This is a genomic window from Priestia sp. MDV22-iso46 (assembly GCF_058629175.1).
Map to the genome: position 1 here is coordinate 975,232 of NZ_JBZVWT010000001.1, position 16,973 is coordinate 992,204.

The following is a 16,973-nucleotide window of genomic DNA, read 5'->3' on the forward strand; positions in this document are numbered from 1 at the left end:
CTCAAAAGAACGTTCTTTTTTAGTTTAAAGACGGATTGATATTCTTCCTTATACTAAAACTTCTTATTTATTTAAGGTACGCTCTAACTCTTGTAAAAGCTGTTCCGCACCTTTTTTACTTAACACAACGTTTCCATTCCCAAAGGTTAAGTTTTCACGCGTAATTTCCCCAGTTACTAAGCAAGCACCATACGGGCTATACTTTTGTAAAATAATAATATCTTCATCAACATATATTTCTACTGGATCACCTGTGTTGATATTTAAAATACGGCGCAATTCAATAGGAATTACTACGCGACCCAATTCATCTACTTTTCTTACAATTCCTGTAGACTTCATAAAATCCATTCCTTTCATAGTAAACAAATAATATCTTCTCGATACAAATCTAGTCAAATTCGTCAGAGTTGCTAAAACCAAAATGCTTCAATGATGGTCTGATAACGGTTTATAAGTTCTTAAAATATGGCAAATAACGCATTAAATAGATTTATATACACTTTGTATCATATCAATTCGTACACTATTTATGAATAGTGCATAATCTTTAAAATCGAATTCATCCATATATGTTAAAAGTGTGTATTTTATCCATAATATAACTATATATCCATCTTTTACACTACTTTGTACCCATTTTATAACTTTTATTCCGACATAAGACGACAAAATCAGCTATAGAAAAAACGTGTCTTTTCTAACTAAAGACACGTTCATTTGGACCCGAAGTTGTCACGAATAGCTTTTTGAATCATAGCTTCACACCGCTCCAGCTCTACTTTTAATTGTTTTTTATATAATTTAGCTTTCTCTTCTCCCTCATTTGTAAATGTATAATAAACCACTTCTTGAAGCTTCATTCCTTCTTTTTTACGCTTCACCTGTTTGAGGACACCGTCTTCAATCAAGTCATGAAGAGCTTTGTATACTTCAGAATGATTAGGTTTGAACCCAAAAGGTCGAAATTCATCTCTTAACACATCTAATAACCGAAGGCCATACAGACGCTCTTGTTCTGTCATCGTAATCATATATAATTTTAAGAAAGCACGTTGTTTTAATAGAAAACCACTGGATGTACGCTTTTCTCTCATCTCAACTTCCTCCTTCACATACTTGCTTTCATTCAGGATAATAGAAAGCTCTATACGTAATTATACTTTTTTTATTCTACATAATCCTTCTTTTTCACTCAAAATCTCTTTTTTTTCTCACATTTTTTCACTTATTTACGTGTTTTTCTCATTCTTTATAAGCAGGCATTGAATTTTCTTTTTTTCATATATATAGAAGGAATTTACGTGAATATAAGGAGGGGTTCCTTTGAGTAAAAAATATGAAGAGATTGATTGGGGTTCGATTCAGCATAAGGTAGAAGATATGCTTGGAAATCACTTTTGGAGCGATTTAAATCACATCTTGCCCAAGCGATTTCCAAACGTCGACTTATATGAAACCGATAAAGAAGGCATTATCGTCGTTGAGGTTCCTGGACTGCATTCAACTAACGACATTCAAATCAAGTTGGACGCAAATATATTAACAGTTGAAGGAAACGTTCCTTATGCTTATGAAGCATCTAAACAAAAGTTAAAGCTCAACGAACGCCATACAGGCATATTTTCTCGCACGGTCAAACTTCCTTTTCACTACACAGACGAACCAGTTCGCGCTAAGTACAAAAATGGATTATTGGAAATTCGACTGAATAAGATAGAAAATGATCAAACCATTGCCATACAATTTGAAGATGATTAACTGTACGTAACAAAAACCCTTCTGTTAGCAGAAGGGTTTTTGTTAGAGCGCTGAACTTAACACAATGTTTCCTTTTGGCGTCTTATTATTCGCATTCGGTTCTAAAGTAATCGCCATAACATCCCACTTTTCAGTCTGTTCTTTTCGGCTCATCGTATAGACCACTGTCCCGTTTCCATTTTTATCTGTTACAAAAGCACCTGCCGGATGAGGCTTATCACCTTTTATGAGCCACACCTGATAGACTTCATTCCCCTTTACGTTTTTCAAGTTATTCGCTTGAATGACCACATTTAAATTTCCACCTTTTTTCGTAAGAGATGCTGTTGCTTCGCCAGAAACGTTCGGCTCTGCCTGCAGCTTCATTGTTTTTTCAGATGTAAGAGGTTCGTTTTGAGGAGCAACCGAAACATTTGGTTCTTGTTTGCCTTTGTCTTCATCTTTCAACAGAAAGTAGCTGTTTCCTGCAAGGGATAAAAGAAGTGCCGCAGCTAATCCAATAATGATGGATTTTTTATTTGATTTCTTAGACTCAGCATGTTGTTTTTCATTTTTTAAAGCTATTGGTTCTCTCTTTGTCTCCCCTTGATCTTCTTCGAATACATTCGCAAGTATTCGCTGTTTCATTTCTGGCGGAGGAGATTGTTCTGGTGTCAAATACGTTAGATCTCCAAGAACTTCCTCCAGTTCTCTTAGTTCTTCTTGACAGCTTTGACAGTTTTTCAAATGCATTTCAAATTCTTTTTTCTCATGGGAAGTCAACTGATCATTATAGTAATCAATTAGTTTATTGCACATACTCATGAATCAGCTCTCCCTTCTGCATCAGTACCTAAATATGTTTTTAATTTCCGCAACGCTAATCGCACCCTACCCTTTACTGTTCCTAATGGGATTTGCTGCTCTTCTGCTACTTTTTGCTGCGTTAATCCCTTAAAATAAACGGATTGAATAATCTTTTTTTGGTCTTCAGACAATTTTGATACAGCGTGCCGTACTCTCTGCTGTTCTTCTTTCCACTGAAGCTGCTCGTCAATCTGAGGATGATCATCTTCAATAAAATCAAAAATCTCTTCTGAGAAAATAGGATCGGTTTTTCTTTTTCTCACAATATCAATCGCGGTATTTCTTGTAATCGTAAACAGCCATGATGAAAACTTCCCTTTTCCATCACTGTAAACTCCCTTTCCTCTCCACAGCTTAATAAATACTTCTTGAACAGCTTCTTCAGCAATATCAGAGCTATTTGTTAACCGGTATACAAACGAATAAAGAATTCGCTCATACTTGTCATACAGCAGTTCAAGGGCTTTTTTGTCTCGTTCTTTTATTCTATTGTATAAGACAACGTCGTTTTGCTCTTTCATACCCTTCTCCTTTAACTCTTATGAGTCTTATTATATAATCGAATTACCTTTGAATTCGGATCACTTTCACATCTTTTAAACGTACCTTTATTTTTCAAAAATGACAAGTAACTATACTTTTTTTATGGAATAGGAGCGAAATTGTCCAATGAAACATTTAATTCTTTTTGATGGTATATGTAATTTATGTAATAGCAGTGTTCAATATATTATTAAACATGATGAACAAGCTTTGTTTTCTTTCGCTTCTCTTCAATCAGATTTCGGAAAGCAGCAGCTAGCCTCTCACGGCTTACTTCCTGAGCAATTAGACAGCATTGTATATATTCATGGAAACCAAAGATATGTAAAATCAACGGCTGCTTTAAAAATCGCCAAGCGCTTAGATGGACCCGTTAAATTTTTATATGCTTTCATTATCATTCCTGCACCTATTCGAGATATAGTATACAACTGGATCGCTCGCAACCGATATAAGTGGTTTGGCAAACAGCAGCACTGCATGCTCCCAACTTCTGATACGAAAAAGCGGTTTGTTGATGACTAAAAAAGCTTGGGACATAGAGAAAAAACAGTTCTAAAGAGGACTATATTTATGTTAAGGAAGTCTATTCATTAAAAAATCCGAACTGATTCAACATTCTAATGAAAGAATGCTGAACTATAGTTCGGATTTTTCAGCTAACATATGGTTGTACGAGCTTTTTTAGCTTCCACCCATTGCTTTTCTATTCGTTGCTTCAATTGCCTGCTTTATTATTAAGGAAAAGTCTTGTTCTTTCATCACTTTTAACCCTTCGGCAGTAGCGCCGCCTGGAGTTGTTACCTGCTCTCTTAAAGACGCAGGATCTTTGGTTTCATGCAACATTTGTACAGAGCCATACATCATTTGAATAACTAAATCTTTGGCTGTTTTTTCGTCCACACCGTAAGCAGTAGTTGCATCAATTAACGATTCTGCAAAATAATATAAAAATGCCGGTGCACTGCCAGTTACAGCCGTTAGCTCATGTACTTCTTTCTCTGAACACTCATGCGCTTCACCAATTCCTTTTAAAATCATTTGAAGCACTTCTTTATGCTCTTTTGTGGCAGAAGTTCCAAGTGTATACAGTGACATCGATTGTCCAATCATAGCAGCTGTATTTGGCATAATCCAAGCGACAGGCGTATCCTGCGGAAGATGACTTTCTAAGTAACTCGGACCAATTCCTGCCGCTAACGTTACGACAAATTGTTGATTTAAATGAGTCGAAAGTTCCTTGAGCACGGAAGGATGGGCCTCGGGAGGCATCGCTAAAATAATAACATCCGAATTGTCAACTTCTTGGCGCCAATTTTGCGTCGTTTGTACGCCGTACGTTGTTTCAACACGCTGTAACCGCTCAATATCTCCGTTGTTTGACATCACCACTGCCTCAATACTGTCAGCGCTGCTCGTAACCAAACCAGCCGCTACAGCTTCAGCCATTCGTCCTGCTCCAATAAATAAAATTCGCTGTTTTTTCATCTGTTACTCCCAGTTATATGTCCAGAATTCTTCTCTAGTTAATAAACGTTCCATTTGCGGATAGTCAGATAAGCGATCGAAGTCAATTGCGTTCATCATTCCTTCTGTTTGAGAACGATGGGCTTTTAACGCTTCAATTTTTTTATCTTTCATCGCTGTTACATCAAAAATAACATCTGGTTCTCCAATATGTTCAATACGATCTTTTGAAAACGCATGACACCAAACAACCGGACGCTTTTCTTTTGGCATACGTTTTACCGCTTGAATCGTAGCTGCACCCGTAGCATTATGATCAGGGTGTACCGCAAAGCCAGGGTAATGCGTTAAAATGTGAGTCGGCTTTACATCGTTAATGATTTCTTCAATTTTATCTGCAAAAACATCAATATCAAGAAATTCCAGCGTTTTATCACGAAGCCCTAGCATACGCAAGTCTTGAATATCTAAAACGTTCGCTAAATCTAAAAGTTCTTTTTTTCGGATTTGAGGTAAAGTTTCACGGTTAGCAAACAGCGGTCTACCCATATTTCGTCCCATTTCACCTAGCGTAACACAGGCATATGTAACGGGCGTTCCTTTTTGTCTAGCTTGCGTGATCATTCCTGCTGCTCCATATGCTTCATCGTCAGGATGCGGAAATACAATTAATAATCTTTCTTCCATGTTCTATTCTCCTCTCTTTTCTGTTATGAAAACGGATGTTCACTTAATTGAAGGGCAACTGCTAAACGACCTTCAAAGTCATGCCCAGCTAGAAGAAGTCGGCCTTCTTCATCAATTTCCCAATCTGTTAATCCCTCTGCATAAATCCATCCTAAATCAATTTGAAGACCTACACGATAAGGACCTTCTCCAGTTATCTTTCCGTTTGAAATAGTGACTTTACCATTGCGAATAAAAGCCCCAACTGTCATTACTTTTTCATTTACGTGTGAAGCATATGCACCGTTTGTCGTTTCAAGGTGTACATATACGTCTTTATTTAAAAATGTTTGTATTTTTTTTTGGACTGTTTCTTTATGAATTGGTTGCACGCTTGTTACTCCTTTCTCATGTTCATAAATTGTATTGTACTAAAAATCATGAGCGAATCCTAATGTTTAGTTCTAGACTTTGAATTTCTTTATTCCATCGTTCATAATCATACATAAATGTTAATTTTTCCCAAGTCAACATACTGATTTCTTGAATGTCTATAATAATCTCAGCGAGTTCACGACTAAGCATACCTAGTTCTTTTCCTTCGACCAGCTTTTTTTTGTAACGATTAAAAGCTGGATCTAATTGTTCAATTTGTGCATAAATTTCATGGATAGAGCCATATTGTTGAATAAGAGGCAGTGCGGCTTTTTCTCCTACACCAGGAACGCCCGGAATATTGTCAGATTTATCACCAAGCAATGCTTTTACGTCCACCCATTGACGAGGATGAATATTGTATTCTTCTTGAAAGTGCTTAAAGCCATAAACAAGATCGCCAACCTGCTTTTTGGCAATAATTTGCGAAATATGTTGATCTAGAAGCTGAAGCAAGTCTCGGTCATTGCTATAGATGTACCCTGGACTTTGCTTTTCCTTACTCCACTTGCTTGCAAGTGCTCCAATTAAATCATCTGCTTCATAAGAAGACAATGACATTTGATAAATGCCTACTGTGTCAAAAAATTGTTTTAACGTTTCGTACTGCTGAATCAGCGGCTCAGGCAGCTCTGCTCTTGTTTGCTTATATAGGGCGTATGTATCTTTACGTTTTGTATCCTCACGCTTAACATCCCAAGCGACGAAAATATGGCTTGGCTCATATTGGTGAATCAATGCATGCATTTTTTGAATCGTTACTCTCAGGGCATTTGTAAATTGGCCCTTACTGTTTCTTGTCAACGCTGCTTCATCTCTGCCATAAGAAGTAGCAAAATAACAGCGGCTTAATAAATTAAATCCATCAATTACTAATAGTGTTTCGTTCACATAGTCACGTCCTTTGAAAACTTTGCTCCTTTAGCTTTTAGAGCAAACATACTATAGCACTTGTTCTTTGCACGCGTCAATGAAGCGCACAAAGCTCAAGACACGCCCATTTTTTTCTCTCAATGTAAATGTAGTATAAAGATGTTAAATTGTTGTTATGATTTATTCGTTTGACTTTTAGAACTTTTGACTATCCTATAAAATGAGGATGAAAGATCAATCCTACAAATGAAGGTGAAAAAAGTGAATAAAAACACGATGATTAAAACATTAAAAGTTATATCTGTTGTGTCGCTTCTCGCTTTGTTATTTATCATTGCTTATGATCGTTCCATGTCTACATCCATGATTATTTTGTTCAGTTCGCTCATTTTCTTTGTATTTGTACTTAGCGACTTTTTTTTTGATCGCAAGCCGTGGGGATTAAAAGGCCTTCAATTATATATATCACTGATGTTATTCATCATTGCCATTTTTGAAATGCATCAAGTTGTCAGTTCACTTTGCGTTATTTCCATTATGGCTCTACCAAAAGTTATTGACGAATTAGCTTAAGTGTGAATGATAAATGATAAAATCCATGATCACAATGATCATGGATTTTATTACGTTTTGAGTAATTTTTCAGAGATGCGAAGAGCTTCTTCTATGCCAAATTTACGCACTAAACTGATGGCTTCCTTTATTTCTCGTTTTTTCAAATCATGGGTCGGATTTAAATTTAACAACACTTGAATAACAACTAAATCCCGCATCGTAAACATCATATTCTTTTTCATATCTCGCTGAAATGTATACTGCTCTTTTAAGAGCCGGTCACTTATTGCTAACACTTTCGACTCCGGAAGATGTAGCTGCGCTCCTGCTTCTTGACAAGACCACAATTTTTTCACTCGATCTTCAGCATTCATATTTGCGACTCGTGCATATGTAATATCGCTGTTTTCTTGACGAATCTCTATCTCTTTTAACGTTGGCTTTAGCACCGTTTTTCGCTTGGAGACTTTTTTCTTATCAACTCCTGTATCCCTGAGGACTCTGCCGTGAACGGTGTAAATGTCGTATTCATTTTCTCTTTTTACATCTTGTTTATTGTATTTTGGAAAATAACCATTTACAAGCATCGTTCTCAGCATATCTAATTCTTTTTTTAATCCATGAACTTCAATATATCCAACAGCATAAATTTCTTTGTGGAATTTTTTTGTGTTGCTAACGCCTTTTCCTGCAACGTGAGCTCTTACTCTTTCTAATAGAGAGCCCGTCGTTGTTCCGATATACAAAAGCCTGCCGGGTTTATCAAAGAAAAAATAAATGCCGGGAGCGGAAGGCAATTGTCCTATTTCTGCTGTACTTAGCAGCTTCTGCAGTACCTGCATGACTGCTAAATCAATTTTCGCTGTCATTATTTTTGATAACCTTTTAACATTTCTTCATACACTTTTAGATGCGTATACACAGTTTGAAGAAGGGGTACGTGTATAGACGATTTTTCAGCTAATGTCAACAAATATCCTTGAAGGTGGTCTCCTTCAATTTGAAAACTTTTTTCCATATCACGCTGCATCGATGACTTCATGTCATACGTCATTTTGTCCATCGTATTCATATGCTGTTCAATAATCCCTTCAGCTAATGGTGCATCGTATGCCATCATAATATTTTCAACTTCTTTAAAAAGCTCTTGTACGAATTGACGCCCTCCTTTTGCCGCTAGCACTGGGCCAACAGGTGCGCGCATAAGAGTGGTCATGCCTGACATAACCGTAATAAATAAATACTTATGCCACATATCCTGTTCAATATATGAACTTTTTACAAACGAAGCTTTTGTACCACTGAACGCTTGCTCAATCAGTTGTAATCTTTCTGTTTCCTTCTGCTTAAATTCACCGAATACAAGTCTGTGAGCGGGACTCGTCTGGACGACATCTCCATCTTTGTTTAAAGTTGTTTCAATAAAACACAGTCCTCCAATGACTTTTTCTTCCCCAAAAGCTTCTTGTAAAGGAACGATGTGAGCCATACCGTTTAACAAAGGTACGACAACTGTCTGATTCCCTACAAAAGGACGCACATCCTCAATTGCTTGTTTAAGATGATAAGCCTTAGTTGTGAACAAAATAACATCATAAGGCTCTTTCATCTCAGATTTTGTAATAGCTTGTACAGGTGAAGTGAAGTCACCGTGTATGCTCTTGATAACAAGTCCATTTTGTTCCAGCTCTTTTTTTCTGCGTTCTCTAACAAGAAAAGTAACATCCTCTCCTTTTTCCACAAGCCTGCCTCCAAAATAACCTCCAACGCCGCCTGCGCCTAAAACTAATATTCGCATAACTTTTGCTCCCCTTTTTCTTTTTCTTTTATTGTAGCACAGCTAGTTTGAAATTTTATAATATTCTTATTTCATTGTATTTTGAGTTTTTTACAAAAGATAGCCATAGTGCTTTTAAAGTTGTTATAATGAATACAAAAAAGCATAAAAATTTACGCATAGATATTTATCCCCTCTTGGATATACTATTTACCAATCCGTAATCGGAAAAGTTTCGATTTAAACAATGTTATTTACATAGGAGAGACTGAAATGAAAACAGAAATCTACATTTTATCTGGATTTTTAGGCAGCGGAAAAACAACGTTACTTAAACAGCTGCTTCAGCAAGAAAAAGATCGTAATCGCAACATTGCTGTTGTGATGAATGAGCTTGGCCAAGTTTCGATTGACTCAAATGAAGTAGAAAAAGACACGCCGTTAAAAGAATTGCTAAACGGCTGCGTGTGCTGTACTATTCAAGGTCAATTTGAAACTCAGCTTCATTCACTTCTACAGGAGAACACATTGGATGCTATCTATATAGAAACAACCGGAGTTGCACATCCCATTGAAGTGTTGGATGCCTGTATGTCTCCTCTTTTTGCGCATCAAGTCACGATTAAAAGTATTATCACCACACTCGATGCAACAAGGTGGAAAGAACGTGGGTCCTTAAGCATTCAACTTCAAAAACTTCTTCAAGAACAAGTAAAACATGGGGATGTAATTTTATTAAATAAAACGGACATGCTGTCTGAGGCAGAAAAGTCTTCCCTGCTTTTTGAGGTTCAATCAATTAACGCTCGTGCAATAACATTATTAACGACATTTTCCCGCGTGAAGCTTGACGTGATTCAAAGAGCTCAGCTGTCTCAAAAACAGCCGCACCATAAGGCTCATGTTGAAGATCATCTTCATTTGAAAACATTTGTATATGAGTTTACAAAAAAAGTGGATCTTGAATTATTTGAAAATTGGCTGCGCCAAATGCCAGATACCATCTATCGTATTAAAGGCTATATGCGCTTTACTCATTCGGATGATACGTATTCGTTTCAATATTCATACGGCATGCCTCTATATATGAAAGAAATGATGAAGCTGCCCACCACTCTTGTCTTTATAGGGGAAAACCTCGACCACACTAAGATGAAACAAGAATTATTTAATCTTGAACAGCAGCCCAATTAAAAATCCCGCCTAGAGCGGGATTTTTTTTATTACTTATAAACAGGCATTTTGTACTCTGCGCAAAATTTCATATGCACGATTTCCAGCTAACTCTGTCAACTCTTCAAATTTTTCATCTCTTTTCAAATCAAGTTCAATAATTTCTTTTGCCAGCTCAATAATCTCTTCTTTTTTCAATTGTTGCACAGCCATTTAAAACGCCCTTCCCTTTTAGAATTTATGTATATTCTCACATTTATTTTCTATTCATCATTTTGAAAGCAAGTGGTTAACCACAAAGCTTTATCCTGTATGGTTAACCACTTGGGATCGAGTTAATCATTAGTTTATAGGACTCTTTTCCCTATTTCATTATTTATGTCACTTTTTCTCACATAGTAATTCAAAAATATAACATATATATGTTAGAATGTATTACATGTTATAAATTTTTGTATTTTTTTCCTTTATAATAATAACATACTACTACGTACTCAGGGGTGAGGGAGATTGTCTACGAATGAAGCGTCATATCGAGATAAAAAAGTCATGTCTATTGGGATTGTAAAAGAATTAACCGGTTTATCAGAAAGGCAAATTCGCTACTACGAGAAAAGAAGCCTGCTCTTTCCGGACCGAACCAATACGGGTATCCGGAAATATTCGTTTTCAGACGTCGAACGATTAATGGATATTGCCGATCGCATAGAAGAAGGAGTTCAAACGAGTGAAATACGCACAGAACTGGCCAAAAAAGATGAAGCGAGAAAAATGAAAGAAGTAAAAAACCAAATGCTTCAAGGTCAGTTGAACGCTCATTTCAAGCGGAAGCTATAAAGTATACATACGGTGACTTTCCCGTCTCCGTTTTTATTTCTTTACGGCAGACAAAAAAGCGCATATCTAAAGATATCCGCTTTTTTGTCCGTTAAGCTGAGCGCCCTTTAAAGAATTTCGGCTGATGAGAACTCATGAACTTAGTTTTAGATAAAATGAACATAACCGATCCGCCCCAAATGAACAAAAAGGCAATCATCTCTACGCTAGAAAACGGTTCATGATACACGAATACCCCTAATAAAAGCGTCATGGTAGGAGCAATGTACTGTAAAAAACCGACCATCGATAGCGGAATAAGCGGGGCCCCTTTAGCGAAATATAATAGTGGCATAGCTGTAGCAACACCGCCTCCAATTAAAAGAGCACTCAGATCAAGCGACTGAAGGGAAAAACTTGAAGATCCTTTCACTAAAAGAAAAATAAAATAAATAACTGCAATAGGTGCAACCATCATCGTTTCAATCGTTAATCCTACTTTTGCTTCTAATTGAATAGTCTTTTTTACAAGACCGTACAAACCAAAGCTAAACGCTAAGCTTAATGATACCCATGGGATATGCCCGTATGTAACTGTCATAACGATAACACCTATAGCAGCTAATCCAACAGAAGCACCCTGCCAAAAATTAAGCTTCTCTTTTAAAACGACTATACCAAGTAAAATACTAACGAGCGGGTTGATGTAGTAACCTAAACTTGTTTCAATAATATGATTATGGTTAACCGCCCAAATGTAAACGAACCAGTTGATGCTGATCAGCACTGAAGCCACAAATAAAATGACCGCTTGTTTCGTATTACGAAATAATAAACCAAGCGTCTTCTTTAAAGCACTCATTTGCTTTGTCACAAGCAAAAGTAAAAGCATAAAAACAAATGACCATATGACACGGTGAGCGAGTATTTCATTCGCATTCACCTCGCCAAGAAGCTTCCAGTAAAGCGGAAAAAGCCCCCACATAACGTAAGCGCTGGCTGTATAAACAATACCTGCTCGTTTAGAATCTTGATTCATTTCTCAACCTCTTTTCTTTATCTCTCTGTCTCTTATCATTATAGATGCATTTACCTCTTTTTTACAGCTTTATTTTGTCTATCGAAATAGCTCATTAAAAAAAACGATCGCTTTTAGCTCGACCGTTTTTTATACCTTATTTTTTAGGCTGTTTAAATACTTTGGCACTGCGAATATATTCTACATCTTGTACATTTTCTCGCGCGTTAGCGATTCGAGCCGCAGCAAAGAAATAATCGGATAAACGATTTAAATACTGAAGCACCGCCGCATTAATTTTATACTCACGCTGCACGCCAACAACAAGCCGTTCTGCGCGGCGTGTAATCGTCCGGCAAATATGAAGCGTTGTCGCTGCAGGTGTGCCTCCAGGTAAAATAAAACGCTCAATGGCCGGCGCTTCTGACATATAGACATCAATGCGTTTTTCAAGTACTGATATCATGTCGTTTGTTACTTTGTACGGATGATCATCTTTTGCAAATGCTAAATCACTTCCACAGTCAAAAAGCTCATGTTGAATCGTAATTAGCTCTTCTTTTACATCTTTTAATGTTGTTTCATCCAGCTGATAAATCGCTTGACCTACAAAGCCATTTAGCTCATCAATCGTACCGTATGCTTCCACTCGAATATCATCTTTATTTACTCGTCCTCCAATTAAGCTTGTCTGCCCTTTGTCCCCTGTTTTTGTGTAAATGTTCATTATATTTCCTCCTTCAATCGATTAGCAATTCCGTACCAAATGTGATCTACTTTCCGGGCATGTGCCGCTAAATGCTGATACGCATACCCGCATTCATCTCTCCACTGCCGTTCTGTTGGATCTAAAGGAACAATCCCTTTGCCGACTTCAGTTCCAATCACTATTAACTTTTCCCATACACCGCTGTCTCTCCACTTCTGTATTAACTTTTTAACAACAAGGTGCGGAGACTCCAGCTCGCTATGTATTAATTCCTTAACATAGTGCTCAAATCCTTCTAGCACTATGTAACTTTCTTCGAACTCAAGCGCTGGTAAAACAGGGTTTTCATACAAACAATGCCATTTTACCAACTCACTGGCATAATGCTGCTTCACCCATTTTCTTTTGCCGGTAAATGCACCGCCGAATACGAAATGCATGCTCTTCTCTCCTTTGCCTGTTTGTATGTACACGCTACTGAAAAACCTTCTCCATAAGAAAAAGAAACATCCCAAAGCGACGCTGTCTGTTTAAAGTGGGATGCAAGTAAACGCAGTGGTCCGCCGTGTGAAACAATAGCAATGTGACGCAATTGCTGACTGGCCGCCAAATCGACCGCTTCTTCCCACGCTGCCCAAATTCGGTTTGAAAAGCTTGAGAAGCTTTCACCATTCGGAGGCGTATGTTCTGTCCAGTGATCAATCCAATTTCTATACGCCCGTATGTTTTTTAAATCTTCATACGTCTTCTCTTCCCAATCTCCAAAATGCAGCTCACGCCAATTTTTACTTTTAACCACCTGAGATTTTGGAAAAACAACTGCACTTGTTTCTAGCGCTCTTTTTAAGTCACTGGAAATAACGAGCTGAGGTTCTAGAAAAAGCTCTTTCAATTCATTTTTCCCTTCTATACTTAAAGGCGGATCACTCCACCCTATATATTTTTTCTGTTGATTTTCAAGCGTCATGCCGTGACGAATACATGTGATAACCAAAGAATTATCCATAAAAGCGTTTCTCCTCCTTCAATGGTTGCCCCTATAACATCTCCTGTTACGCCACCAAACTGCGAACGATAAAATCGTATCCAGAGCCATAGAAAACCGGCAAAGAAAAGAATAATGAATTTATTGTCCATAAAAATAACGAAAATAGCAACTAAGAATAGGCTCATGATGATAAATCCGTAAATAGACCGTTTGGTGACTCCTTTTTGAAAATATGCAGCCAGACCCGTCTCTTTAGCGGGCTTATCTCTCAACAACAAAAAGGCTGCTCCAATTCTTGGAAGCGTAAAGACAATTAAGCATGCCCAAATTGATAAAGAAGAAAGAGACACTAATTCATAGATCGCACTAAAACGCAGCAGCAGCAGAACCATAAGAGAAAGAATAGCAAAAGACCCAACGTGCGGATCACTTAAAATCTGCAGTTTTTTTTCCTTTGACTGATGAGAAAAATACGCATCGCTTACGTCCATCCAGCCGTCTAAATGAAGGCCACCCGTTAAAACAAGCGGTAAAAGCAAAACTAAAATACTATCAACAATCGTAGTGATAGGTGAAGATTGAAGCAGCTGTAAAAAGCTATAAAACATCAAGCCTAGTAACATACCAATCCAAGGCAGCACAAAAAGTGAGCGTGCCGTTCTTTTTTCAGTCCATTGAACGGTTTTAGCCAGTGGTAAGATCGTAAAAAACTGGAGAGAAATTCGTAGTATAGCTATCCATTCTTTCATATATCTACACATTCCTTTCCTTTTTTAAAACGATAAATTCCCGCTTCTACACAAATAGCCACATCTGCTTTTTCTACAATATACTGATGTAATTTCCCTAACATCTTCATATAGCTATATGTGGGCTCTTCTAATACGCCCGCTTCAAACAGTTCATTAGATACTAGCACAACCGTCTGAGACTGCGCAAACAGCTTATCGAGCGTTTCTATCATATGAAGAAAAACCGCTTGTTTCCCTTCTTTTGTTTGCCACCTTCTTTCTGTTAAAAAAAGCTCATTGGCAAGCCAATTCGTGACACAATCCAAAAGTATAGCATCATCACTTTGAAGATTTGGCAAAATTTGTTGTAAATTTACAGACTGTTCGATCGTTACCCAAGGCGTGTTCGCTGCTTGGCGTTCTTTTTGATGAAGCTGGATGCGTTTTTGCATTTCCTTATCTGTTTGCCTGCTTGTGGCAATATAAACAGCGCGCTTTGTACAAAAAGTTTGAACCATATTCTCCGCTCCACGTGATTTTCCGCTTCGAACGCCTCCGCTAATAAAGATGATCATATTTCATCGAGTCCTTGTTTGATTACTTTAAGTAAATAGTCATTTTCTTCTTTCGTTTTCACGGCCAAACGGATATAGCGTCCATTTAAAAATGGAAAGTTTTCAGTATGACGAGCTACCACGCCATGGCTTGCTAAATAGACAAGCCATTCGCGCGTTTTAATAGAAGACGGAACGCTGCAAAGATAATAGTTTGTTTGAGAAGGAGAAACCAAAAGCCCCCATTCTTTTAGTTGACTCAAGATCCGTTCCCGTTCTTGTTTAATATAATGTACGGTTTTTTTCACAAAATCTTTTTCATCCACACATATCATTCCTACTTGCTGCGACAATCCATTTACACTCCAAGGAGGCTGCTTTTTAGACATCTTGCTAATGATTTTTTCATTTGCCAAAATATAGCCAAGACGAAGCCCGGCAATATTAAACATCTTTGTCATGGAACGCACCACAATGATATGCTCATAATCCAGAATAAGAGAATCAAATGAAGGCTGATGTTCGACAAAATCAATGAATGCCTCATCAATTATTAAGTATGTACCATGATGAGCAGCAGCTTTTACTACTTTCATCCATTCCTCATGACTATACATAACACCCGTTGGATTATTTGGATGGCAAATCCACAGTACTTTTATGTCCGGAAGAATACTCATAATCAACTCTATATCCCAGCTCCAGCCATTTTCTTCAGCTAAAGGAACGTATGTCACTTCACATCCATAAGCTTTACTTGCCTGTTCATATTCAACGAAGGTCGGCTGTACAATCCCTGCTTTCTCTCCTGAAAATAACGAAGCAATAAGGAAAAACGCTTCAGCGGCGCCATTTGTAGGCAGCACTTGAGCAGCTGAAACATGATGATGAGCTGCAAGTTTATTTTTCAGCTCTGTTACTTGAGGATCAGGATAACTAAACGCTGCATCCTTGAATTCGTTCCACTTTTCGTGAAGCACAAGGGGAGCCCCTAAAGGATTTGTATTCACGCTAAAGTCTTTTATATGCGATAAATTCTCGGCCCCTATTGCTTTTAAAAAGACATTAGGATTAGCTCCATGTGTAGGTAATAGCACTAATAACTCCTCCTAACAAAAGATATAATAACCACGTAGCATAGACCGTCCTTTTCATAATGAAAACAGCTTGTTCAATATGACCGGCTTGCAGGGGAATGAGTGGTTCACCCATTTTTGCACGATTAGATTCTATGCCTTTATATGTATTAAGCCCGCCGAGTTGAATACCTAAAAGAGCAGCCACTGCGCTTTCCCCGTATCCGCTATTTGGGCTTGGATGCTTCTTAGCATCACGCTTAATCAAACTCGTTACATGCCCAAGAGAATACTGACTTTTTACTACATTAACAGCCGTCATCACTACTGCAGTTAGCCGACTTGGAATATAGTTTAATACGTCATCGGTTTTTGCACTAAAGTAGCCGAACAGAAAGTAGCGGTCATTTTTGTACCCAACCATCGAATCACATGTGTTAATAGCTCGGTAAAAAAAGGCTAGGGCTCCTCCTCCTATAAATGCATAAAAAAGCGGAGCTGTAATACCATCACTTGTATTTTCAGCCACGGTCTCTACCGTCGCTCTGGCAATTTCTCCTTCTGACAAACGATCTGTATCTCGTCCCACAATCATACTTACTTCATATCTAGCTTTCTCCATATCTCCTAGCTGAAGCGGCTTTTGTACCTTATAAGCAGCTTCGCTTAAAGAACGAGTGGATATAGTAGTTGCAATCATTACGCCCTCTACTAAAACACCTGCTATAAAATCAACTCCGTACAAAGCATGGAGGAACAAAAAGGGAACAACTCCTGCTAGCACAGCCATACTTATCACAAGAAGCAATCCTTTGAATCGTTTTCCTGCACCTTTATTTAATCTGGAATCCATCCAATAAATCCACTTGCCAAACCAGCGAACGGGATGCGGCCAATTTTCGGGGTCGCCTATGATTCGGTCAATTAGTAAAGCAATCGTCATGGCCGTCATGTGTGCAATTATCGCTTGTGTAATACTCATTTT

General features: G+C 37.8%; 24 protein-coding genes. 5 read left to right on the forward strand and 19 right to left on the reverse strand.

Annotated features, from left to right (window positions below; translation table 11 throughout):
* Positions 1-63: 63 nt before the first annotated feature.
* Positions 64-342, reverse strand: a complete 279-nt coding sequence (locus AC4NPH_RS05080) for an AbrB/MazE/SpoVT family DNA-binding domain-containing protein (RefSeq protein ID WP_025752053.1) — start codon at positions 340-342, stop codon at positions 64-66.
* A 374-nt stretch (positions 343-716) separates the two neighbouring features.
* A complete protein-coding gene (locus tag AC4NPH_RS05085) occupies positions 717-1,097 on the reverse strand; it encodes a replication termination protein (RefSeq protein WP_013056721.1) in 381 nt (126 codons plus the stop codon).
* A gap of 229 nt (positions 1,098-1,326) precedes the next feature.
* Between AC4NPH_RS05085 and AC4NPH_RS05090 the strand changes: the two genes are divergently transcribed.
* Positions 1,327-1,761: an Hsp20/alpha crystallin family protein gene (locus AC4NPH_RS05090; RefSeq protein WP_013056720.1), complete on the forward strand. Its 435-nt coding sequence runs from the start codon at positions 1,327-1,329 to the stop codon at positions 1,759-1,761.
* A gap of 42 nt (positions 1,762-1,803) precedes the next feature.
* Here the strand turns inward: AC4NPH_RS05090 and AC4NPH_RS05095 are convergent, their stop codons facing one another.
* Together AC4NPH_RS05095 and AC4NPH_RS05100 are read right to left on the reverse strand one after the other, a co-directional pair.
* On the reverse strand, positions 1,804-2,565 hold the full coding sequence (locus AC4NPH_RS05095) for an anti-sigma factor (protein WP_013056719.1): 762 nt from the start codon (positions 2,563-2,565) through the stop codon (positions 1,804-1,806).
* Positions 2,562-3,128: an RNA polymerase sigma factor gene (locus AC4NPH_RS05100; protein WP_013056718.1), complete on the reverse strand. Its 567-nt coding sequence runs from the start codon at positions 3,126-3,128 to the stop codon at positions 2,562-2,564. Before AC4NPH_RS05100 ends, AC4NPH_RS05095 begins: the two co-directional genes overlap by 4 nt.
* A 148-nt stretch (positions 3,129-3,276) precedes the next feature.
* Between AC4NPH_RS05100 and AC4NPH_RS05105 the strand changes: the two genes are divergently transcribed.
* Positions 3,277-3,675, forward strand: coding sequence for a thiol-disulfide oxidoreductase DCC family protein (locus AC4NPH_RS05105; protein ID WP_013056717.1), 399 nt, complete (start codon positions 3,277-3,279; stop codon positions 3,673-3,675).
* 159 nt (positions 3,676-3,834) lie between these two features.
* Here the strand turns inward: AC4NPH_RS05105 and proC are convergent, their stop codons facing one another.
* The 4 genes from proC to AC4NPH_RS05125 are packed head-to-tail and all read right to left on the reverse strand — an operon-like array spanning position 3,835 to position 6,609.
* Positions 3,835-4,638, reverse strand: coding sequence for a pyrroline-5-carboxylate reductase (gene proC, locus AC4NPH_RS05110; protein WP_013056716.1), 804 nt, complete (start codon positions 4,636-4,638; stop codon positions 3,835-3,837).
* Positions 4,639-4,641: 3 nt separating this feature from the next.
* Positions 4,642-5,304: a bacillithiol biosynthesis deacetylase BshB2 gene (gene bshB2 / locus AC4NPH_RS05115; protein WP_013056715.1), complete on the reverse strand. Its 663-nt coding sequence runs from the start codon at positions 5,302-5,304 to the stop codon at positions 4,642-4,644.
* Positions 5,305-5,327: 23 nt separating this feature from the next.
* Positions 5,328-5,675 (reverse strand): YojF family protein, encoded by a 348-nt coding sequence (locus tag AC4NPH_RS05120; RefSeq protein ID WP_013056714.1) that lies wholly within the window; start codon positions 5,673-5,675, stop codon positions 5,328-5,330.
* 46 nt (positions 5,676-5,721) lie between these two features.
* A complete protein-coding gene (locus AC4NPH_RS05125) occupies positions 5,722-6,609 on the reverse strand; it encodes a 5'-3' exonuclease (protein ID WP_013056713.1) in 888 nt (295 codons plus the stop codon).
* Positions 6,610-6,852: 243 nt separating this feature from the next.
* Here AC4NPH_RS05125 and AC4NPH_RS05130 point away from each other — a divergent pair, with 243 nt between their 5' ends.
* Positions 6,853-7,164 carry a hypothetical protein gene (locus AC4NPH_RS05130; protein WP_016763842.1) on the forward strand — a complete coding sequence of 104 codons (312 nt, stop codon included), beginning with the start codon at positions 6,853-6,855 and terminating at the stop codon, positions 7,162-7,164.
* Between the two features lie 50 nt (positions 7,165-7,214).
* Here the strand turns inward: AC4NPH_RS05130 and AC4NPH_RS05135 are convergent, their stop codons facing one another.
* Both AC4NPH_RS05135 and panE read right to left on the reverse strand, forming a co-directional pair.
* Complete coding sequence (locus AC4NPH_RS05135) at positions 7,215-8,015, reverse strand: GIY-YIG nuclease family protein (RefSeq protein WP_013056711.1); 801 nt, start codon at positions 8,013-8,015, stop codon at positions 7,215-7,217.
* The gene (panE, locus tag AC4NPH_RS05140) at positions 8,015-8,944 is read right to left on the reverse strand and encodes a 2-dehydropantoate 2-reductase (RefSeq protein ID WP_098196407.1); all 930 of its coding nucleotides are present in this window, start codon (positions 8,942-8,944) and stop codon (positions 8,015-8,017) included. The genes AC4NPH_RS05135 and panE overlap by 1 nt, the downstream gene beginning before the upstream one ends.
* A 252-nt stretch (positions 8,945-9,196) precedes the next feature.
* On the opposite strand from panE, the gene AC4NPH_RS05145 reads away from it, so the two are divergent.
* Positions 9,197-10,117, forward strand: coding sequence for a CobW family GTP-binding protein (locus tag AC4NPH_RS05145; protein WP_098196406.1), 921 nt, complete (start codon positions 9,197-9,199; stop codon positions 10,115-10,117).
* A 33-nt stretch (positions 10,118-10,150) separates the two neighbouring features.
* Here the strand turns inward: AC4NPH_RS05145 and AC4NPH_RS05150 are convergent, their stop codons facing one another.
* Entirely contained in the window at positions 10,151-10,309 is a 159-nt protein-coding gene (locus AC4NPH_RS05150; RefSeq protein ID WP_013056708.1) for a hypothetical protein, read from the reverse strand.
* A 297-nt stretch (positions 10,310-10,606) separates the two neighbouring features.
* On the opposite strand from AC4NPH_RS05150, the gene AC4NPH_RS05155 reads away from it, so the two are divergent.
* On the forward strand, positions 10,607-10,933 hold the full coding sequence (locus tag AC4NPH_RS05155; RefSeq protein ID WP_013082852.1) for a MerR family transcriptional regulator: 327 nt from the start codon (positions 10,607-10,609) through the stop codon (positions 10,931-10,933).
* A gap of 91 nt (positions 10,934-11,024) precedes the next feature.
* Here the strand turns inward: AC4NPH_RS05155 and rarD are convergent, their stop codons facing one another.
* The 8 genes from rarD to cbiB form a co-directional block, all read right to left on the reverse strand.
* Positions 11,025-11,951 (reverse strand): EamA family transporter RarD, encoded by a 927-nt coding sequence (gene rarD, locus AC4NPH_RS05160; protein ID WP_013056706.1) that lies wholly within the window; start codon positions 11,949-11,951, stop codon positions 11,025-11,027.
* A gap of 136 nt (positions 11,952-12,087) precedes the next feature.
* Positions 12,088-12,657, reverse strand: a complete 570-nt coding sequence (locus AC4NPH_RS05165) for a cob(I)yrinic acid a,c-diamide adenosyltransferase (protein WP_013056705.1) — start codon at positions 12,655-12,657, stop codon at positions 12,088-12,090.
* A complete protein-coding gene (locus tag AC4NPH_RS05170) occupies positions 12,657-13,079 on the reverse strand; it encodes a bifunctional adenosylcobinamide kinase/adenosylcobinamide-phosphate guanylyltransferase (protein WP_061859743.1) in 423 nt (140 codons plus the stop codon). Before AC4NPH_RS05170 ends, AC4NPH_RS05165 begins: the two co-directional genes overlap by 1 nt.
* Positions 13,031-13,645: a histidine phosphatase family protein gene (locus tag AC4NPH_RS05175; protein WP_013056703.1), complete on the reverse strand. Its 615-nt coding sequence runs from the start codon at positions 13,643-13,645 to the stop codon at positions 13,031-13,033. The genes AC4NPH_RS05170 and AC4NPH_RS05175 overlap by 49 nt, the downstream gene beginning before the upstream one ends.
* Positions 13,603-14,376: an adenosylcobinamide-GDP ribazoletransferase gene (cobS, locus tag AC4NPH_RS05180; RefSeq protein ID WP_013056702.1), complete on the reverse strand. Its 774-nt coding sequence runs from the start codon at positions 14,374-14,376 to the stop codon at positions 13,603-13,605. Before cobS ends, AC4NPH_RS05175 begins: the two co-directional genes overlap by 43 nt.
* Positions 14,373-14,933: a bifunctional adenosylcobinamide kinase/adenosylcobinamide-phosphate guanylyltransferase gene (locus AC4NPH_RS05185; RefSeq protein ID WP_029321347.1), complete on the reverse strand. Its 561-nt coding sequence runs from the start codon at positions 14,931-14,933 to the stop codon at positions 14,373-14,375. The genes cobS and AC4NPH_RS05185 overlap by 4 nt, the downstream gene beginning before the upstream one ends.
* Positions 14,930-16,009, reverse strand: coding sequence for a threonine-phosphate decarboxylase CobD (gene cobD / locus AC4NPH_RS05190; protein ID WP_013056700.1), 1,080 nt, complete (start codon positions 16,007-16,009; stop codon positions 14,930-14,932). Before cobD ends, AC4NPH_RS05185 begins: the two co-directional genes overlap by 4 nt.
* A complete protein-coding gene (gene cbiB, locus AC4NPH_RS05195; RefSeq protein ID WP_029321344.1) occupies positions 15,984-16,970 on the reverse strand; it encodes an adenosylcobinamide-phosphate synthase CbiB in 987 nt (328 codons plus the stop codon). Before cbiB ends, cobD begins: the two co-directional genes overlap by 26 nt.
* Positions 16,971-16,973 lie beyond the last annotated feature (3 nt).